This window comes from Actinoplanes sp. CA-142083 (assembly GCF_050942195.1).
In the GTDB taxonomy this organism is placed as follows: domain Bacteria; phylum Actinomycetota; class Actinomycetes; order Mycobacteriales; family Micromonosporaceae; genus Actinoplanes.
Genome location: NZ_CP192076.1, coordinates 655,263 through 672,928, shown reverse-complemented (window position 1 = coordinate 672,928; position 17,666 = coordinate 655,263). Strand labels below are relative to the sequence as shown.

Annotated in this window: 13 protein-coding genes; 3 read left to right on the top strand and 10 right to left on the bottom strand. The window is 71.0% G+C overall.

Annotation, left to right across the window (positions count from 1 at the left end; genetic code table 11):
• Window positions 1-4: 4 nt before the first annotated feature.
• From ACQPZX_RS03150 to ACQPZX_RS03125, 6 genes are all read right to left on the bottom strand, one after another.
• Entirely contained in the window at window positions 5-1,630 is a 1,626-nt protein-coding gene (locus ACQPZX_RS03150) for a lipopolysaccharide biosynthesis protein (protein ID WP_433374058.1), read from the bottom strand.
• Window positions 1,630-3,648: a hypothetical protein gene (locus ACQPZX_RS03145; protein ID WP_433374055.1), complete on the bottom strand. Its 2,019-nt coding sequence runs from the start codon at window positions 3,646-3,648 to the stop codon at window positions 1,630-1,632. The genes ACQPZX_RS03150 and ACQPZX_RS03145 overlap by 1 nt, the downstream gene beginning before the upstream one ends.
• A complete protein-coding gene (locus ACQPZX_RS03140) occupies window positions 3,645-6,614 on the bottom strand; it encodes a glycosyltransferase (protein WP_433374052.1) in 2,970 nt (989 codons plus the stop codon). The genes ACQPZX_RS03145 and ACQPZX_RS03140 overlap by 4 nt, the downstream gene beginning before the upstream one ends.
• 131 nt (window positions 6,615-6,745) lie before the next feature.
• Window positions 6,746-7,702: a glycosyltransferase family 2 protein gene (locus ACQPZX_RS03135; RefSeq protein ID WP_433374049.1), complete on the bottom strand. Its 957-nt coding sequence runs from the start codon at window positions 7,700-7,702 to the stop codon at window positions 6,746-6,748.
• Window positions 7,703-7,741: 39 nt separating this feature from the next.
• Complete coding sequence (locus ACQPZX_RS03130; protein ID WP_433374046.1) at window positions 7,742-8,344, bottom strand: mycothiol-dependent nitroreductase Rv2466c family protein; 603 nt, start codon at window positions 8,342-8,344, stop codon at window positions 7,742-7,744.
• 9 nt (window positions 8,345-8,353) lie between these two features.
• Window positions 8,354-9,052 (bottom strand): TetR/AcrR family transcriptional regulator, encoded by a 699-nt coding sequence (locus ACQPZX_RS03125; RefSeq protein WP_433374044.1) that lies wholly within the window; start codon window positions 9,050-9,052, stop codon window positions 8,354-8,356.
• Window positions 9,053-9,130: 78 nt separating this feature from the next.
• Between ACQPZX_RS03125 and ACQPZX_RS03120 the strand changes: the two genes are divergently transcribed.
• Window positions 9,131-10,549 (top strand): MFS transporter, encoded by a 1,419-nt coding sequence (locus ACQPZX_RS03120; protein ID WP_433374041.1) that lies wholly within the window; start codon window positions 9,131-9,133, stop codon window positions 10,547-10,549.
• Between the two features lie 2 nt (window positions 10,550-10,551).
• Here ACQPZX_RS03120 and ACQPZX_RS03115 read toward each other — a convergent pair whose 3' ends face one another.
• Genes ACQPZX_RS03115 through ACQPZX_RS03100 form a run of 4 tightly spaced genes read right to left on the bottom strand, consistent with a single transcriptional unit; the run spans window position 10,552 to window position 15,071 of the window.
• Window positions 10,552-13,476 (bottom strand): ATP-binding protein, encoded by a 2,925-nt coding sequence (locus ACQPZX_RS03115; protein WP_433374038.1) that lies wholly within the window; start codon window positions 13,474-13,476, stop codon window positions 10,552-10,554.
• Between the two features lie 56 nt (window positions 13,477-13,532).
• Window positions 13,533-14,303, bottom strand: a complete 771-nt coding sequence (locus ACQPZX_RS03110) for a prolyl oligopeptidase family serine peptidase (RefSeq protein WP_433374035.1) — start codon at window positions 14,301-14,303, stop codon at window positions 13,533-13,535.
• Window positions 14,300-14,515: a hypothetical protein gene (locus ACQPZX_RS03105; RefSeq protein WP_433374032.1), complete on the bottom strand. Its 216-nt coding sequence runs from the start codon at window positions 14,513-14,515 to the stop codon at window positions 14,300-14,302. The genes ACQPZX_RS03110 and ACQPZX_RS03105 overlap by 4 nt, the downstream gene beginning before the upstream one ends.
• Before the next feature lie 25 nt (window positions 14,516-14,540).
• Entirely contained in the window at window positions 14,541-15,071 is a 531-nt protein-coding gene (locus tag ACQPZX_RS03100) for a DUF305 domain-containing protein (RefSeq protein WP_433374029.1), read from the bottom strand.
• A gap of 194 nt (window positions 15,072-15,265) precedes the next feature.
• Here ACQPZX_RS03100 and ACQPZX_RS03095 point away from each other — a divergent pair, with 194 nt between their 5' ends.
• Window positions 15,266-16,645, top strand: a complete 1,380-nt coding sequence (locus ACQPZX_RS03095; protein ID WP_433384998.1) for an LVIVD repeat-containing protein — start codon at window positions 15,266-15,268, stop codon at window positions 16,643-16,645.
• 162 nt (window positions 16,646-16,807) lie between these two features.
• Window positions 16,808-17,635: a DDE-type integrase/transposase/recombinase gene (locus ACQPZX_RS03090; RefSeq protein WP_433374026.1), complete on the top strand. Its 828-nt coding sequence runs from the start codon at window positions 16,808-16,810 to the stop codon at window positions 17,633-17,635.
• Window positions 17,636-17,666 lie beyond the last annotated feature (31 nt).

Genomic DNA, 17,666 nt, shown 5'->3' with positions numbered 1-17,666 from the left:
GGCCCTATCTTGGCCCTTCGAAAGGGTCTTCGCCCCTCGGGGAGCGCGCCCAATGCTTGCCGGTCAGGCGACGATCGTCGACGCGACGCTCGTCCGCCCGCTCCCGCGCGGGTGACCGGCGCCGCTCGCCGACCCGGCGGTCGGGGATGATCCCGGACATCTCGATCGTCGCGGCGACCATGAGGACCTCGGCGTGGATCGGCTGGGTGCGCTCCTCGGTCTCCCGGTTCTCGACGCCGATCGTGCGCAGCACCCGGACGAACCAGACGAGCGTCGCGGCGCCGGCGATCGTGCGCAGGGTGAGGGTGAGGGCGTTCTCGGTCACCCAGGCGGAGGCCAGGGCCAGCACGGCCGCGCCGGCGAGCTGCGATTTCAAGAGCCGGGGAGATGGCGGCACCGCGGCGCTCCGGCCGATCGCCTCCAGGGCGACGTAGAGGAACACGTACGCGGCAAGGGTCGCGAAAGCGCACCCCTCGAGCCCGAACCGAGGCACGAGCGCCAGGTTGAGCCCCACGTTGAGGACCGCGGCGAGCAGCGTCGCGACCGCCGAGGCGCCGGTCCGGCCGTCGGCCATCAGCGTCCGCGTGACGGCGAGCTGTCCCGCGTACGGAATGGCGGTTATCAGGACGATGCACACGACGAAGTGCAGCTGCGAAGGGTGGTAGGAGCTCGGCGCCCAGACCCGGAGCACCAAGGGCGCGCCGCAGGCGAAGCCGACCACGACCGGAAGCATCAGGCGGTACAGCGCGTCCCGGCTCGAAGCCAGCACGCCGCGCCGCTCCGACTCGTCGGCGATGCCGAAGAACCGCGGCATCCAGGCCGAGTTCAGCACCGACAGCAGCAGCATCGGCATCGACGCCACGTTGTACGCGACCTGGTAGCGCGCCACCGCCTCGCTGCCCAGCTGCGCCTCGACGATGAGCCGGTCGGAGACCGACAGCACGAACGTGCTCAGCGCGGCCGGCACCAGCGGCAGGGCGAAGCGCAGCGCGCGGTCGAGCACCTGCCGGTCCCGCCAGAGCAACAGGGCCGGCGGCGCCACCACCAGGCCGAGGAACGCCGCCACGAACTGCGCGACCACCTGCCCGCCGAGAAACACCTCGGCGGTCGGCCGGTAGAACTTCACCAGGCCCAGCGCGAGCGCCTCGGCGACCACCGACTGCAGGAAGCTGACCGCGCTGAACATCAGCAGCTTGTCGAGGCTGCGCAGCAGGCCCAGCGAGATCGTGGTCATCGCCGACGACCCGGCCCACAGCACCGCCCAGCGCAGCGCCGTCTGCTGGTCGCCCATCTCGAGCGCGCCCGCCCAGAGCGGCACGGTGACCCAGGCCAGCGCCGAGATGCCGACGGTGATCAGCAGCGCGGCGAGGATCAGCTGGCGGGCGCCGCGCGGGTTCTCGAACGTCGAGTACTCGCGCTGCACCGCGGTCTGCAGGCCGAGGCCGGCGAAGACGAACAGCACCTGCATGACCGCGTTCGCCGAGGTGATCGTGCCGAACTCGGACAGGCCCAGCACCCGTGTGGTGATCGGGGTGAGCAGCGCCGCGCAGATGATCTGCACGGCCCACATCAGCATGTAGAGCGAGTCGCGCCCGAAGAGCTGGGCGACGTGACGGTTCTCCGTGGTCATCAGTCGCCCGTGTATTCGAACAGGACCGAGCCGCCCTCGGAGAAGACGACCTTCCAGAGCGGCGAGTTGCTGAAGGCGTCCCGCAGCGCGGCGAACCGGGCCGGCGTGTGCAGGCCGTACTCCCAGCCGTAGTAGGAGGAGGTCGGCGACCAGAAGGCGAAGATGCGGCCGGTCGGGTCATTGGAGCCGGAGTAGTCGATGAGCGCCTGGGTCATCGTCTCGACCATGCCGGAGGTGGGAGTGGTGGCGATCGTGAAGCCGTCGGTGGTGTCGATGTCGCTGCGGTAGACGGAGAGGTGGGTGAGCGGCCCGGCGATCGGCCCGCTCGGCACGTCGCCAGGCCCGATGATCAGGCAGTAGTTGACCGCGCCCTCGGTCGGCGTCTTCGCGTAGACCTGGAACGCGTCGCGGTCGCCCACGCGCATGACGTTCGACGCGTCGAGGGCGAACGCGCCGACCAGGAAGGCGGCGGTGAGCGCGGCGACGACGGCGAGCTCGGCGATTCTCGGAAGGCTCTGGGCGGCGAGCACGGCCAGCCACGGAATCGCGAACAACACCGCACGATAAAGACCCTCTTTCCCGTACGGGTGAGCCACGACGATCGCCAGCCCCGCGCCCGGGCACGCGGCCAATGCCCAGGTGCTCAGACTCCGGCGCTGCCGCCACAGCACGACCAGGGTCAGCGCGCCCAGGATCAGCAGGCTGAGCGCCAGCGCCGCCTCGGTGGCGAGGAAGACCGGCAGCCGGCTCAGCCCGCTCGAGGTGGTGGGCGTCGGCGTGGTCAGGTTGCCCGAGCTGCCGAGGTCGCTGAGGCTGACGAACCCGCTGAGGTCCTTCCAGTTGACGCCGGCCCAGAGCGCGGCCGTGCCGAGCACGGTGACCGGCAGCCACCACGGCCGCAGCCGGCGCAGCACGGCCAGCAGGCAGAGCGCGCCGCCGACGATGTACGGGCTGAGCTGGTGGGTGATCGCGATCGTCACGCCGGTCACGGCCATCGCCGGCGCCTTGTGGCGCAGCGGCAGATCGGAGAGCGCAAAGCCGAAGACCAGGATGCCGAGGACGTATCCGACCGACTGCGGCGAGAAGTAGTCCTGCCCGATCGTGTTGGGCAGCACGCAGAACACCACGGCCAGCCAGCCCTTGTCGGTCACCTGGCCGGCGAAGAAACGCGCGGCGGCGATGCCGTACAGGCCGATCAGCAGCTGCCAGGCGGTCGCCAGGTGGATCGCGTCGCGGATGCCGGCCGCGTCGGAGGTCCACGCCATCGCCGAGAAGAAGCCCGGCCAGCCGTTGTAGACGTCGACGGTCGACACGAGGACGTGCTGGTGGCGGATCTGCTCGACGAGCTCGACGTGTTTGGCGGCGGACTGGATCCGCGGCATGTCGTAGACGATCGCCGGGGTGCCGGTCAGCACCAGCACCAGCGCGACCACCGCGACGGCGTGCCATCGGGAGATCACCAGCGACAGCACGACGAGGGCCAGCCCGACGTACCAGAGCGGGCCGATCTGGACCAGGAAGCCCCACAGCCCGGGGTCGGTGTGCCGGTGGGCGAGCGCCGGAATCAGGCACATCAGCGCGCCGGTGCCGGCCACGAGCACGCCCGGCTCGACCGCGGGAGGGCTCGGCGACAGGCGCTCGCGGCGGATCCGGAGCAGGCCGGCGATGTGCAGCGGCACCGTGACGGCGCAGATCAGGGCGGTGGCGACGAAGGTCTGCCAGAGGCCGGTCTCGAGCATCACGGTCGAGACGATCACCAGCGTGGCGAACGCGGTGCCGATGCTCAGGGCGAGCCGCAGCGGCAGCTCGATCCGCGGGAACAGCGCCCAGGGCGCGGCGCCGATGCCGAACAGGAAGTACGCGACGAAGCCGATGACCCGGGGGCCGTGCAGGCCGAGAAGGACGCCGACGAGGCCGAGGGCGAACGCGAACAGGCTCAGCGCCGAGATGACGAGCCGGGCCTGAGCCGTGCCCGACCCGGCCCGATACGTAGCGGGCCGGTCCCGGACCGCTGTCACCTCGGTCGTTCCAGGGCGCGCCGGGCGCGCAGGTAGAGCAGGGGGCCGGCGAGGAATCCGGTGAGCTCGCGGCGCATCGCACCGGCCGGGGCGGCCACCGCGTCGCCGAGCCGCGCGTTGGTCTGGGTGCGGATCTGGGCGATCTTCAGCAGGCCGGCCGGCACCCGCTTGAGCAGTTGGGTACGCGTCGACGGGTCGAGCAGGAGCTTGGTGAGATACGCGGTCAGGCCGGTGCCGTAGCCGTACATCTGCTTGAGCAGCGACGCCTCGTCGGCCCGGTGGTGGTGCCAGACGACGGCGGACGGCTCGTACGCGATCGCCCCGCCGTCGAGCAGCATCCGGACGAAGATGTCGAGGTCCTCGCCGCCGCGGGTGAGCGTGCCGGCGCCCAGCGCCTCGTCGAAGCCGCCCGCCCGGATCAGCCGTTCCCGCTGGAAGGCGAAGCTCGCGCCGGTGCCGAAGATGCCGGCCGAGAACGGGTAGAGCACGCCGTACCGGTCCCCCATCGACATGTCGAAGAACTGCGGCCGGCAGCGGGCCGACCAGGAGGCGAGCCGCGCGTCGAAGTACGCCTCCGAGCCGTTGCTGATCGCGGCGGTGCAGACCAGCCCGGTCACGCAGGTCACGTCGTCGCGTCGCTGGAAACCGCGGATCAGCCCGTGGATCCAGCCGCTGTCGACCGCCACGTCGTCGTCGGTGTAGGCCAGGTAGCAGCCGCGGGCGGCGGCGAGCCCGGCGTTGCGCGCGCGGGACAGCCCGGGGCGCGGCTCGCGGACGTAGCGGAACCGGTCGTCGGCCGCCGCGTACCGCTCGACCACTTCCCGGGTGGAGTCGTCGCTGGGCGCGTTGTCGACGATGAGGAACTCGACCGGCCGGTAGGTGACCGCGGCGAGCCGGTCGAGGCAGTCGGGCAGCGACTCGCTGCGGTTGCGGGTGCAGACCACGACCGAGACGAGCGCGTCGGAGACCACGTGGTTGGGGCAGTTGCGGGTCTGGCCGGCCGGGCGCCACCCGTCCCGCTCGTTCTCCTCGGGGATCGCGGCGCCCTCCTCGATGAGGTGCGCCACCAGCGGGTCACCGAGCTCGCGCCAGGCGGCGGCCCGGATCTCGCCGAGGTCGCGCGGGGTGCCGGTGCGCGGCAGGGTCACGTAGCCGAGCGGCTCGCCGTGCAGGCGGACCAGCACCCGCATGGTGGTCTCGTCGCGCGGCGGCACCATCGACGACGTCGCGTCGCCGGCCAGATCGAAGTCGCAGCACCAGATGGCGGTGACCGGGCTGGACAGAGGCCGCGCGACCGGGCGCTTGGCCGCGGCAAGAACGCCGCCGACGATGCCCAGCACCTCGCGCCGCACGACCTCGCGCGGATCGAGCCGGGCCGGGTGAGCGAGGGCGTGCAGCAGCTCGACCGGGGTGGTCTCGCGGCCCACCTCGACCCGGGGCAACGCGTACCGGTTGCCCCGCGCGGGATGGGCGCGGGCCGTGGACAGCGCGAACGCGGCCGAGTAGCCGGCCCGGCGGGTGCGGGCGCGGACCCGGCGGTCGTGTTCGCCGTACGGGTAGGCGAGGAAGCGGGCCTCGCCGTGCCCGAGCGCGGTCACCGCGGCCCGCGACCCGGCCAGGTCGGCGCGCAGGTCGTCGTCGCGCAGCGTGGTGAGGTGGGCGTGCCGCCGGCTGTGCGAGGCCGGCTCCCAGCCGCGGCCGTGCATCTCGCCCAGTTGCTCGGCGGTCAGCAGCGGCAGCTTGCCCGCGCCGTGCGCGACGTCCCACGCGTTGTAGCCGCCGATCTCGTCGCTGACGACGCAGACCACCGCGGGGATGCCGTGCTTCTCGAGGACCGGCGCCGCGTGGGTGAGCATGCTCTCGTACGCGTCGTCGAAGGTCAGCAGCACGCTGCGCGGCTTGAGCGGCCGCCCCTCCAGATGCTCCAGCAGATCGTCGCCGTCGATGAAGGTGTACCCGGCCTCGACCAGCGCCGAGATCTGCGCCGCGAACCGCTCGGGAGTGACGCTGTACCGCGCGACCTTCGGATCGTCGATCTCCTCGATCGCGTGGTAGGCGAGGATGCTCACCCCGGTGGCCGCGCTCCGGACGAGCCCGCCGCGCGTCCGCGCCCCGTTCCAGTAGGCGATGTCGCGCACCTTGGCGAAGACGAACTCGGTCGCCAGGTCCATCCGGCCGCGGTCGACCCGCTCGACGACCCGGCTGCTGAGTGCCCGGACCGGCGCCTGCGGCAGCGTGGAGAGCGCCTGGGCGAGGCGGCCTTCGATGGTGTCGCCGCGGTGCCCGGCGCTGAGCACCGCACCGAGGCCGGGATGCTTGCGGGAGAGCATGGCGTCGGACTGGCCGGCCTGCGCCCACTGGCGGATGTTCTGCTCGGCCGAGACCACGTACCGCTGGTAGGAGACGGCGTTCGGGGCGAACCGGGCCCGCGCGCCCTCCTGCAGCAGCCGGTAGACGAGGTCGGTGTCCTCGCCGCCGAACGTGCCGTGCGCGGTGAGGGCACGGTCGAACCCGCCGACCCTGGTGAACCATTCCGTACGCACCGAGAGCTGCCCGGTGAGGAAGTCCTCGACGCCGAGCCGGCCGCCGGACAGGTCGAGCCGGACGCGCCGCTCGAACGCCCACCGTTCCGCGCCCCGGGTCAGGATGTTCACCGGCGAGCGCTCGTCGATCTGGATGTGCCCGACCACCGCGTCGGCGCCGGCGAGCAGGGTCTTGTCGTGCTCGATGATCAGATCCGGCTCGACCACCATGTCGTCGTCGAGGAAGAGCAGGAACCGGCCGCGGGCGGCGGCGGCGCCGGCGTTGCGGGCCGCGGCGGCGCCCCGGTTCGGCTGGTCGAGCACCTTGATCGGCAGCGGCAGCACCAGCCGGCCCAGTGCCTCGGCGGTGCCGTCGGTGGAGCCGTCGACCACCACGATCAGCTCGCACGGCCACGGACGCACGGTCGCCGCTATCGACGCCACGGTGTCCAGCAGAATGTCCCGCCGGTTATAGGTGGGAACTATGATGCTGAAGCGAAATGGTGTTGCGTTCACGGCTGTTTTCCCCGATCGCTCGTGCGATCAGGATCTGACGCTTTCGCCGCCGATCGGGCCTATTCCCGAAATTGAGTCACCGGCCCGCGCCGGAACGACTCGACGACATATCCCGCCACCGTGCTGCCGAGGCCGATCAGCACCACGCCCGCCTGCAGCAGGCCCTCCGGGCGACGCGCCGCGCCGGCGACGCCCTTGAGCACCGCCGAGGGCAGCGTGACCCGCACGTAACGGCGCTCGGTCGACAGGGCGGCGCCGGCGCCCTGCAGCAGCGAGACGATCCGCTTCGACCGCCCCTCGTGGTAGCAGCGGCTCAGGAAGTAGCTCATGGTCTGCCGGGCCGCCGGCACGTAGTGGTCGACGGCGGTCAGCGGGTCGAAGACGACCTTGTTGTTCGCGTCGTGCGCCGCCACCCGGATGCAGAACTCGGTCTCCTCGCAGCCGACCGGCTTGGCGCCGACCCGGCCGATCGCGTCGGAGAAGCCGCCCACCTGGGTGAAGACCGAGCGGCGCACCGCCATCGACGCGCCGATCGGGTTGCGCACCGCGCTCTTGACCTCGGGCAGGCCGCGGTAGCTGCACCCGACCACCCAGCCGAACTCGTCGGGGAACCAGCGCGGCGATTGCCCGCCCTCCCAGTTCGGCCGCACGGCGGTGCCGGCCACCGCCACGTCGTCGCTCGCGAACGCCTCGCGCAGGCCGGCCATCCAGCCGGGGGCGGCGACCGCGTCGTCGTCGAGGAACCCCACCACGTCGCCGCGGGCGGTCTCGACGCCGGTGTTGCGCGCGTCCGACAGGCCCTGGCGGCCGCCGTTGGCGACCACCCGGGCCCGCGGGAACTCCGTGCGCGCCCGCTCGAGCAGCGCGTCGTTGTGGTCGATCACGAGGATGAGCTCGTCACGCTCGCCCAGCTGCGCCTCGACCGAGGCGCAGGCGCGGCGAAGATCTCCCCAGCGCCAGTCGGCGTAGCTGCAGATCACGACGCTGATCGAGGCGTGCAGACCGACCTTGTGCATGGCGGCCAATACGGCCGCCGATCACGGGTCTTGAGGAAATCAGTCGAAGTTCAAGCCGCCTGTCCGGGTTCGCTTCAGCTCGAAGAAATCGGGGTACGACGCCAGCGCCACGGCGCCGTCGAAGACCCTCAGCGCGTCGTCGCCGCGCGGGATGCTCGACAGCACCGGCCCGAAGAACGCGACCCCGTCGATGTGAATGGTCGGGGTGCCCACGTCGTCGCCGACCGGGTCCATCCCCTCGTGGTGGCTGCGGCGCAGTTCCTCGTCGTAGTCGGTGCTGGTGGCCGCCTCGGCGAGCTCCGCGGGCAGGCCGACCTCGGCCAGCGCCTCGCGCACCACCACGTCGAAGTCCTTGTTGCCCTGGTTGTGGATGCGGGTGCCGAGCGCCGTGTAGAGCGGGGCGAGCACCTCGTCGCCGTGCTTCTCCTTGGCGGCGGTCACCACCCGGACGGTGCCGAGCGAGCGGTCGATGAGCTGGCGGTAGGACTCGGGGAGGTCACGGCCCTCGTTGAGCACGTACAGGCTCATCACGTGGAAGCGGAGGTCGAGGTCCTCACGGAGGCTCTTGACCTCGAGTATCCAGCGGGAGGTGATCCAGGCGAACGGGCAGGCCGGGTCGAAATAGAAGTCGACTGTTGTCACGCCTCGAACCTACGCCGCGCCGCGGCCGTTCGTCTGATCCAATTTCGCGGAGATCGAGTGGGCCATCGCCTCGACCCCGGCCATCACCAGGTCGACGCCGAACGCGTAGTAGTGCTCGGTGTCGGGCGCCCGTGAGTAGGTTGCGGCGAAGGCGACCACCATGGGGTATTTGTCGGCCGGGAGGCTCTCCATCGAGAGCCTCTTCTGCCGGCGCCACTCGCCCGCCTGGTCGGCCGGAACGTTCATCGGGCAGTCGGGCTGCGCGTGCACCAGGCCGATCGCGGCGTGCAACAGGTACGACGCCACCCAGTACGCCTCCTCGATGCCGAACCCGGCCGCGGTGAGCAGGGCGAGCGCGTCGTTCGTGGCGCGGGTGAAGCTCTCGCCCTCGGTCTTGTCGACCGCGTGCATGAGGTCGGCCAGGCTGGGGTGCTCGCGCATCACTGTGACGAGCGCCTCCACCATCGCGCGCAACTGCTTCTGCCAGGGATCGGTGGCGGCACGGCCGGCCCGGACCGTGGACAGCGCGTGGTCGACGATGCCGAGCAGCAGCTCGTCCTTGTTCTTGAAATGCCAGTACAGAGCCATGGGCGTGACGCCCAGCTCCTGCGCGAGACGGCGGATGGTGACCGCCTCCACGCCCTGCTCGTCGCCGAGCCGCAACGCCCGCTCGGCGACCGCCGCCTTGCTCAATTTCTCGCCTGCCACTTGACAACCATACAACGTATAGGTCTCATGTACCTAGTACATGTACGCCGTACAAGGACGCTGTACAGGGGGAGACCAATGGGAAAGAACCGCAGGTGGTGGGCGCTCGTCGCGGTGGCGCTCGGCACCTTCATGACGTATCTCGACAACAACGTGGTCAACGTGGCCCTCCCGTCCATCCAGCGGGACCTCGAGCTGAGCATCTCCGGCCTCGAGTGGATCGCCAGCGCGTACGTGCTGGTCTTCGCCGGCCTGCTGCTGGCCGGTGGTCGGATCGCCGACGTGCTCGGCACCCGCACGGCGTTCTTCGCCGGCCTCGCCGTCTTCACCGCCGCCTCGGTCGCGGCCGGGCTCGCGCAGAGCCAGGAGATGCTGATCGGCGCCCGCGCGGTGCAGGGCATCGGCGCGGCGCTGCTCACCCCGGCCTCGCTGGCCCTGCTCCCGCAACTGTTCCCCGACCCGCGCGAGCGCGGCACGGCGGTCGGCATCTGGGGCGCGGTCGGCGCGCTGGCCCTCGCGATCGGCCCGTTCACCGGCGGCTGGCTCAGCCAGCACGCGTCCTGGGGCTGGATCTTCCTGATCAACGCGCCGATCGGCGTGGCCACCGCCGCGCTGACCGCGTGGAGCGTCCCGGCCGCCAAGCGCGGCGCCACCCGCGGCTTCGACATCCCCGGCGTGCTCACCTCGTCGATCGCGCTGTTCGCCCTGACGTACGCGCTCATCGAGGGTGAGTCGCGCGGCTGGACCTCCGGCGTCATCCTGGCGTCGTTCGCCGTCGCCGCGGCGGCGGCCATCGCCTTCGTGGTGGTCGAGCTTCGGTCCGCCAACCCGATGATGGACCTCGGGTTCCTGCGGCAGCGGGTGTTCAGCGGCGGCCTGCTCGCCATGGGCCTGTGGGCGTTCGGCGTCTTCGGCATCTACTTCTACACCGCCATCTACCTGCAGAACGTGCTCGGCTTCTCGCCGACCGAGGCCGGGGCGGCCTTCGTCCCGATGGCGCTGGTCATGGCGGTCACGGCGACCATCGCGCCGCGGCTCGAGGTGCGCTTCGGCGCCGGCCGTACGGTGGCGCTCGGTCTCGGTTTGATGGCGGTCGCGATCTTCGGGATCTCCGGCTACGGCGAGGGCACCACCTACGGCGACCTGCTCCCCTGGTTCCTGCTCTACGGCGTCGGCGGCGGCATGCTGGTCCCGCTGAACAACGTGATCGTCGGGGCGCTGCCGGCCGAGCGGGCGGGCGTCGGCTCGGGCATGCTCAACGTCTCCCGCGAGGTCTTCGGCCTGCTCGGCATCACGATCCTCGGCGCGATCCTCACCAACCGCTCCAACGCGGCCAGCGGCGCCGAGCTGCACCGCTACCTGTCCGGCTATCAGTTCTCGCTGGTGGTGGCGGCGATCCTGGTGGCGGTGGGCGTGCCGGTCGCGCTCTGGTCGCTGCGCTCCGTCAAGCCGGCGCCGGCCGTCGAGACGGCGGAGCCCCAACTCGAGCTGGTCTGAGCTCAGGACGCGGCGGCGAGCTCCACCTGAAGCGGCAACGTGACGCTGAAGGTGGTGCCGCCGCCGTCGCCGGGCCGGGCGCTGAGGGCGCCGTCGTGAGCGTCCACAATGGCCTTGGTCACCGCGAGCCCCAGCCCGGTGCCCTTGATGCCGTCGCGGGTGGCGTTGCTGGCCCGGAAGAACCGGCTGAACAGGTGCTGGTACTGCTCCGGCGGAATGCCGATGCCGGTGTCCGAGATCTCGATGACCACCTCGTGCTCCCGCCGATGCGCCGCCACCGTGATCGTCCCGCCCTCCGGCGTGTACTTGATCGCGTTGGAGAGCAGGTTGTCGAGGGCCTGCCGGAGCCGCTGCGCGTCTCCGAAGACCGGCAGATGCGGATCCAGCGTCTCGGTCACGGTCAAATTCTTCCCGTACGCCCCCGGGCGGTGATTGTCGACGACATCGCGCAACAGCTTGCCGGCCGACATCGGGCGCGGATCGATGCTGATGTGTCCCGCGTCGAGGCGTGCCAGGTCGAGCAGGTCGTCGACGAGCCGTTGAAGGTGCAGCACCGTGCGGTCGACGACGGCCGCGTGCCGCCGGGCCATCTCGTCCAGCTGCGGGTTGTCCAGCAGCATCTCGCTGTAGCCGCGGATCACCCCGACCGGGTTGCGTAGCTCGTGGATGACGACGGCGACCAGCTCGTCCTTCATCCGGTCCAGCTCGCGCAGCTGCTCGACCTGCCGCTCGCGCTGCTCGGCGACCTCCCGGCGGTCGCTCACATCAGTGCTGATCCCGTCCACGAACAGCCGGCCGCCCTCCCGGCGGGCCGCGGCCCGGGTCCAGATCCAGCGGGTGACGCCGTCGAAGCCGACGATCCGGCACTCGATCTCACCGGACCGGCCGGCGGCGAGGACCTCGTGGAAGGCCGCGAACCCGGCCCGGTCCTCGTCGTGCACCCGGCCGAGGATCGTGGTGCTCATGTCGCCGCCGGTGGGCAGCGCGCCGCCGAAGACGCCGTGCGCGTTCGGGCTCGCGTACACGGATCGGGCCTTGCCGTTCCGCGTGATCTCCACCGTCCAGACGTAGTCGTTGAGCTGCCCGATCACCCGGTCGAAGTCGCGGCGGGCGGCGGCCAGCGCGAGCGTGAGGTCCTCGGCGCGGCGACGCTCGACGAAGCGGCCGAGGTGGGCGCCGACGGCGTCGAGCATCTCCGCGACGTGCGGGTCGTGCGCCACGTCGGTGTCGGTGAAGAACGCGAGCACGCCGACGACGCGGCGGCCGGAGCGCACCGGCAGCGCCACCGCGGTGCGCAGGCCGGCCCGCCGGGCGGGCTCGATCCGGCTGCCCGCGAGGAGACCGCCGACCTCCACATCGGACCAGACCTCGGCGCCCCGCTGCCACGCCTGCCCGGCCAGCCCCTCACCGCGGCGGAAGCTCATCGGCTCGTCGCCGGTGAACTCGGACAGGTCGCGGTCGCCGGCGGTGTGCGAGCTGACCCGGTCGATGTGCCGGCGGCCCTCGGCGACCTGCCAGTACTCGCCGCAGACCCAGCCGAGCGCGTCGGTGATCGCCGCGACCACGCGGATGGCGGCCTGCTCGGCGTTCGTCGCCTCGGAGAGCACCTGTGCCACCGTGTGCCGGGCGCGGCGCAACTCCTCGGCCTTGTGCGCCTCGGTGATGTCGTGCATGGCGGCCACCGCGCCCAGACGGCGGCCGCCGGCGGCGTCGATCGGCCGCGCGTTGCTGACGAACCGGCGCGGGCCGCTCGCGGTCTGCACGACCAGCTGCTGACCGCGTACGGCCTCGCCGGCGTAGGCGCGAGCCAGCGGGATCTCGTCGGGGGCGAGCGGGGTGCGCCCGTCCGGCGCGTACAAGTCGTACGCGTCGGCCCATGTCTCCCCGGTCTCACCGCGAGTCGCCTCACGGCCGTGCACGTCGCGCAGCGCGCGGTTGAAGAACGTCAGCCGCCCGCTGCTGTCGCAGGCCGCCACCCCGGTGTCGAGGCTGTCCAGCAGCGCCTGGAGGAAGGTGTGCTCGTCGTCGAGCTCCTGGCGCTGGCGCTCCAGCTCGGCGAGCGCCACCATCCGGTCGGTGATGTCGTGCAGGAACGCGTGGAAGACCGGCTCGTCCCGCTCCCGGCCGACCTGCACCGTCATCTCGGCCGGGAACTCACGCCCGTTCCGGTCGATCGCGGCCAGCTGCAGGCGCTGCCCGGCGAGGTGCGACCGGCCGGTGTCGCGCACCCGGGCCAGCCCCGCAAGGTGCATCTCGTGGTAGCGCGCCGGAATGATCAGCCCGGTCACCTGCCGGCCGACGGCCTCGGCGGCCGGGTAGCCGAACAAACGCTCCGCGGACGCGTTCCAGGCGATCACGTTGCCCTCGCCGTCGATGGACACGTACGCGTCGTGAGCGCTATCCAGGACGGCCTGCATCCGGGCCGCGGCCCGCTGCTGCTCGCCGTGCGCCAGCCGCAGCGCGATCTCGGCCTCGGCCGCGGCGGCGAGGTCGGACAGGGTCGCGATCTCGTCCTCGGTCCAGTCCCGGGGCTTGTCGTCGACCACGCAGAACGAGCCGAGAACGTGGCCGTCCGCGGAGCGCAGCGGGAAGCCGGCGTACGCGATCGCCTGGTACTCGGCGATGGCCGGGTTGTCGCGCAGACGCTCGTCCAGGCGGGCGTCGGCCACGATCAGCGGGGCGTCATCCTCGACGACATAGCGGCAGTACGAGTGGGACAGAGGCGTCTCACGGGTCTCGTCGAGCTCGCCGGTGAGGCCGCAGGCGCTGGGGAAACGCTGGCGGTCGGCATCGACGAGCGACACCAGCGCGGCCGGCGCCCCGACAACGCGGGCGGCGAGGCTGGTCAGCCGGTCCAGCGACGGCACCGGGCCCTCGTCGAGCAGGCCGGTGGCCCGCAGAACACTCAGCCGCTGGGAATCCCGCATGATTCTTCCCATCGGCCGCGGGAAGCCCCATCTGAGTCAGTGCCGGGTTTGCGACTTTATGCTGGGTTTGTGAGCTTCGCTGCGAACCATTCGGACGCGAGGCTGTCCACTCGTGCCGCCTGCGAGGTCACGGCGTGCGCCATCTCCGGAACGACCTGCCAGTCGACCGTGGCGCCGGCCGTCTCCAGCGCCGGCACGGCCCTGGAGACCGGCTCGATGATGGCGTCGACCATGTCGTCCGCGCCGGTGATGAACCGGATCGCGGCCCCGCGCAGGTCGGCGGCCCGGCGCACGAAGTCGAGCCGATCGGCGACCGCGTCGGTCTCGGCCGACCAGGCATATGGCTGACCATGCCTCCTCGACAGCGCGTCGATCGAGTTCCGGAACTGGACCACCGGATTGATGAGGACGGCGGCGGTGATGTCGACCCCGCCCTCGGCCAGCACCAGCTGGGCGACCGCGCCGCCCATCGAGCCGCCCATGACCCCGACCCTCGTGGCGTCGCGGATGCCCAGTTGCTCCTTCGCCGCCGCGAACGCCGCGGGGAACTCCTCGAGCGCGCCCAGGGTCACGTGCCGGTGAACGTTCCGGACGGCGTCTTCCATGATCAGCTCTTCGAGGCCGCCCCGCGGTAGCCGCTTGCCGCTCATCGGGAGTCCGAAGTAGAGCCGCCACGCGTTGAGCCCCGTCAGCGGCACCGCGTCGGCGAAGGCCTCCTCGGTCTGCGGGTCGCCGAGAAGGTGATAGGCGACAACGACCGTGTCATGCCCGGACGCGTCGGCCGGGGGCAGAGCCACGTAGGGCACTCCGGCGGCGGTGCCGTTCACCTTCTCCGCCTCCTCTTGCGCGCCCGCAGCAGTTTGAGCAGGGCCGGACCCTGCAGGCCGGCGCCTATCCCGGCGAGGAGACCGCCCGGGACGTACGTGTCGGCCTGGGCCGGAATCGCATAGACCAGCAACCCGACGCCGGTCAGATAGACGGCCCCACCCACGATCGCCCGGGCCATGGTCCGCCCTCGGCGGGGCGCGGCGTAGCTCACCCCGGAGAGTCAACCAGGCAGTCGATCACGCTGCCAGGTCTATCTGCTGAATTCGCCGGATCTCGCTGCCCTGCTCGACCGCCATCTCGCCGGCCACCTCCCGCAGGCGCTCGTCGGCGCCGCCGCCCACCAGGTCGCCGGCCATCTCGAGGGCGCCCTCGTGGTGAGCGATCATCATGGCCGCGAACTTCCGGTCGAAGGCCGCGCCGTGCAGCCCCGCGAGGGCCGCCAGGTCGGCCGGGCTCTGCATGCCCGGCATCGTGCCGTGGTCGTGGCCCGGGTCGCTCTCGGACAGCTTCCGGTCGTGCAGCCAGGCCCGTAGCCAGGCCACCTCGGGCGCCTGCGCCGCGCCGATCCGGGCCGCCAGCGCGCGAATCTGCTTGTCGCCGGCCCGGTCGGGGGCGAGCTCGGCCATGTCGATCGCTTGTCCGTGATGGACGATCATCATCTGTACGAAGGTGGTGTCGATCGTGTTGTAGGTGTCGACGCCCGGCGCCATGACGTGCTCCTGGTCGGTCACCCGGGGCTGGTCGCCGGGTTTGCCGGGCAGGACCACGCGTACGTCACTTTTGGGTTGGCTTTTTTCTTGGGGGCTTGCCGTGATCACGAGCCCGCCCGCTACCACGATGGCCAAACCGGCGGCGGCATACATCGATGAACGTCTAACCATTCCGCTACTGTAGCCACTCAGATGGACACGTACGGTATTCGGAAGGGAGCTTCATGAAGCAGCCTGCCTCACGAGGGTGGATGCTCGGGTGCGCGGCCCTGGTCGTCGCCGTCACCGCTTCGCTCGCCGGCACCGCCGCCAACGCCGCGCCACCGGCCATCCCCGGCGTCGACGAGATCGTCAGCAGCCCCAACCTCACACAGATCGCCCACCTGGACAAGACCGGCCCGTTCGCCACCTCCACCAACTCCGACTGGGCCTTCCAGGGCCACTACGCCTTCGGCGGGAACTACAACGGCTTCGCCGTCTACGACATCCGCAACCCGTCCGCGCCGGCGGTCGCCGCCCAGGTGGTCTGCCCCGGCTCGCAGAACGACGTCTCGGTCAGCGGCCGCCTGCTCTTCCTCGGCACCGACAGCCAGCGCACCAACGACACGTGCGAGAACGCGGCGTCGACCACGGCCGAGCCCGGCGACCGCTGGGAAGGCATCAAGATCTTCGACATCAGCGACCCCACCACCCCGCGGTACCTCAAGTCGGTGAAGACGGACTGCGGCTCGCACACCCAGACACTGGTGCCCGGCAAACGCCACGACCCCAACGTCTACCTGTACATCTCGTCGTACAACCTGGCCGGCGTCGACCAGCCGAACTGCGCCCTCCCGCACGACAAGATCTCCATCGTCAAGGTCCCGCTCCGCAACCCGGCGGCCGCCACCGTCGTCGCGGCGCCGATCGTCTTCCCCGACGGCGGCTACGAGGGCAGCCCCGGCCACTACGAGACCACCGGCTGCCACGACATCACCGCGTACGCCGAGAAGGACATCGCCGCCGGCGCGTGCATGGGCGACGGCGTGCTCTTCGACATCTCCCGCCGCACCGCGCCGCGCGTCATCACCACCGTCCGCGACACCGTGAACTTCGCCTTCTGGCATTCCGCGACGTTCAACAACAGCGGCACCAAGCTCGTCTTCACCGACGAGCTGGGCGGCGGCGGCCAGGCAACATGCAACCCCACCATCGGCCCCAACCGCGGCGCGGACGCCATCTACGACATCGTCGGCGGTCGGAAGCTGCAGTTCCGCAGCTACTTCAAAATCCCCAGGACGAACGCCGACACCGAGAACTGCGTCGCCCACAACGGCTCGCTGATCCCGGTTCCCGGCCGCGACATCATGGTGCAGGCCTGGTACCAGGGCGGCATCTCGGTCTGGGACTTCACCGACTCGCGGCGGCCGCGGGAGATCGCCTTCTGGGAGCGCGGCCCCATCTCGGCCACCGAGCTCATCGGCGGCGGCTCATGGTCGGCGTACTGGTACAACGGCAACATCTACTCGAACGACATCGCCAAGGGCATCGACGTGCTGTCGTTGAAGGATCCACGTACGGCGGCGGCGCGCTTCTTCCGCACGGATGAGTTCAACGCCCAGACGCAGAACAACTTCTTGCGCTGGCGATAGACCCTTTTTGAGACGGCCCGGGGTTGCATCGCGCAACGCCGGGCCGTTCGAAGGGTGCCCCCGGTAGTGTGCTGGTTCAGGACATAGGAAACCCATGTCTCGGGTCATCGGAAACGGTGTGTCGGGACATCGGAAACTCTGGATGCTGGTGATCGTCGGCGGGTGTCCAAAGCCCGTCTCGTGATCACCGCTGTCATCGTCGAAGGCCGCTCGCAGGCCGAGACCGCCCGCGCCTACGGCGTCTCCAAAGGCTGGGTGTCCAAGCTGATCGCCCGCTACCAGGCTGAGGGCGAGGCCGCGTTCGAACCACACTCGCGGCGGCCCCGCTCGTCACCGTCCGCGATCAGCCCGCAGGTCGTCGCGTTGATCGTGGCGACCCGCAAACAGCTCGCCGAGCGGGGCCTGGACGCCGGCCCGGACACGATCCGCTGGCACCTGCAGCACCGCCACGGCATCACCGTCTCGAGGGCCACCATCGCCCGGCACCTGGCCGCCCAAGGCCTGATCACCCCTGAGCCGGCCAAACGGCCGAAGTCGTCCTACATCCGCTTCCAAGCTGAGCAGCCCAACGAATGCTGGCAGGCCGACTTCACCCACTACCGGCTCACCCGCCCCGACGGCCGGCCCGGCCCCGACGCCGAAATCCTCTCCTGGATCGACGACCATTCCCGCTACGCGCTCTCGGTCACCGCCCATCTGCGGGTCACCGGCCCGATCGTGGTGCACGCCTTCCGTGACGCCGTGACCAGGCATGGTGTTCCCGCGTCCACGCTGACCGACAACGGCATGGTGTTCACCACCCGCCTGTCCGGCGGCCGCGGCCGCAACGGCCTCGAACACGACCTGCACCGCTACGGCGTGAAACAGAAGAACTCACGCCCGAACCACCCGACCACCTGCGGCAAAGTCGAACGCTTCCAGCAAACCCTCAAAAATGGCTCCGCGGCCAGCCCACCCAACCCGCCGACATCGGCCAACTACAGACCCTGATCGACGCGTTCGTCGACGAGTACAACCACCG

Coding starts and splice junctions, on each gene's coding strand:
- ACQPZX_RS03150 (WP_433374058.1), bottom strand. CDS start 1,630: ATGACCACGGAGAACCGTCACGTCGCCCAGCTCTTCGGGCGCGACTCG.
- ACQPZX_RS03120 (WP_433374041.1), top strand. CDS start 9,131: ATGGGAAAGAACCGCAGGTGGTGGGCGCTCGTCGCGGTGGCGCTCGGC.
- ACQPZX_RS03095 (WP_433384998.1), top strand. CDS start 15,266: ATGCTCGGGTGCGCGGCCCTGGTCGTCGCCGTCACCGCTTCGCTCGCC.
- ACQPZX_RS03135 (WP_433374049.1), bottom strand. CDS start 7,702: ATGCACAAGGTCGGTCTGCACGCCTCGATCAGCGTCGTGATCTGCAGC.
- ACQPZX_RS03115 (WP_433374038.1), bottom strand. CDS start 13,476: ATGCGGGATTCCCAGCGGCTGAGTGTTCTGCGGGCCACCGGCCTGCTC.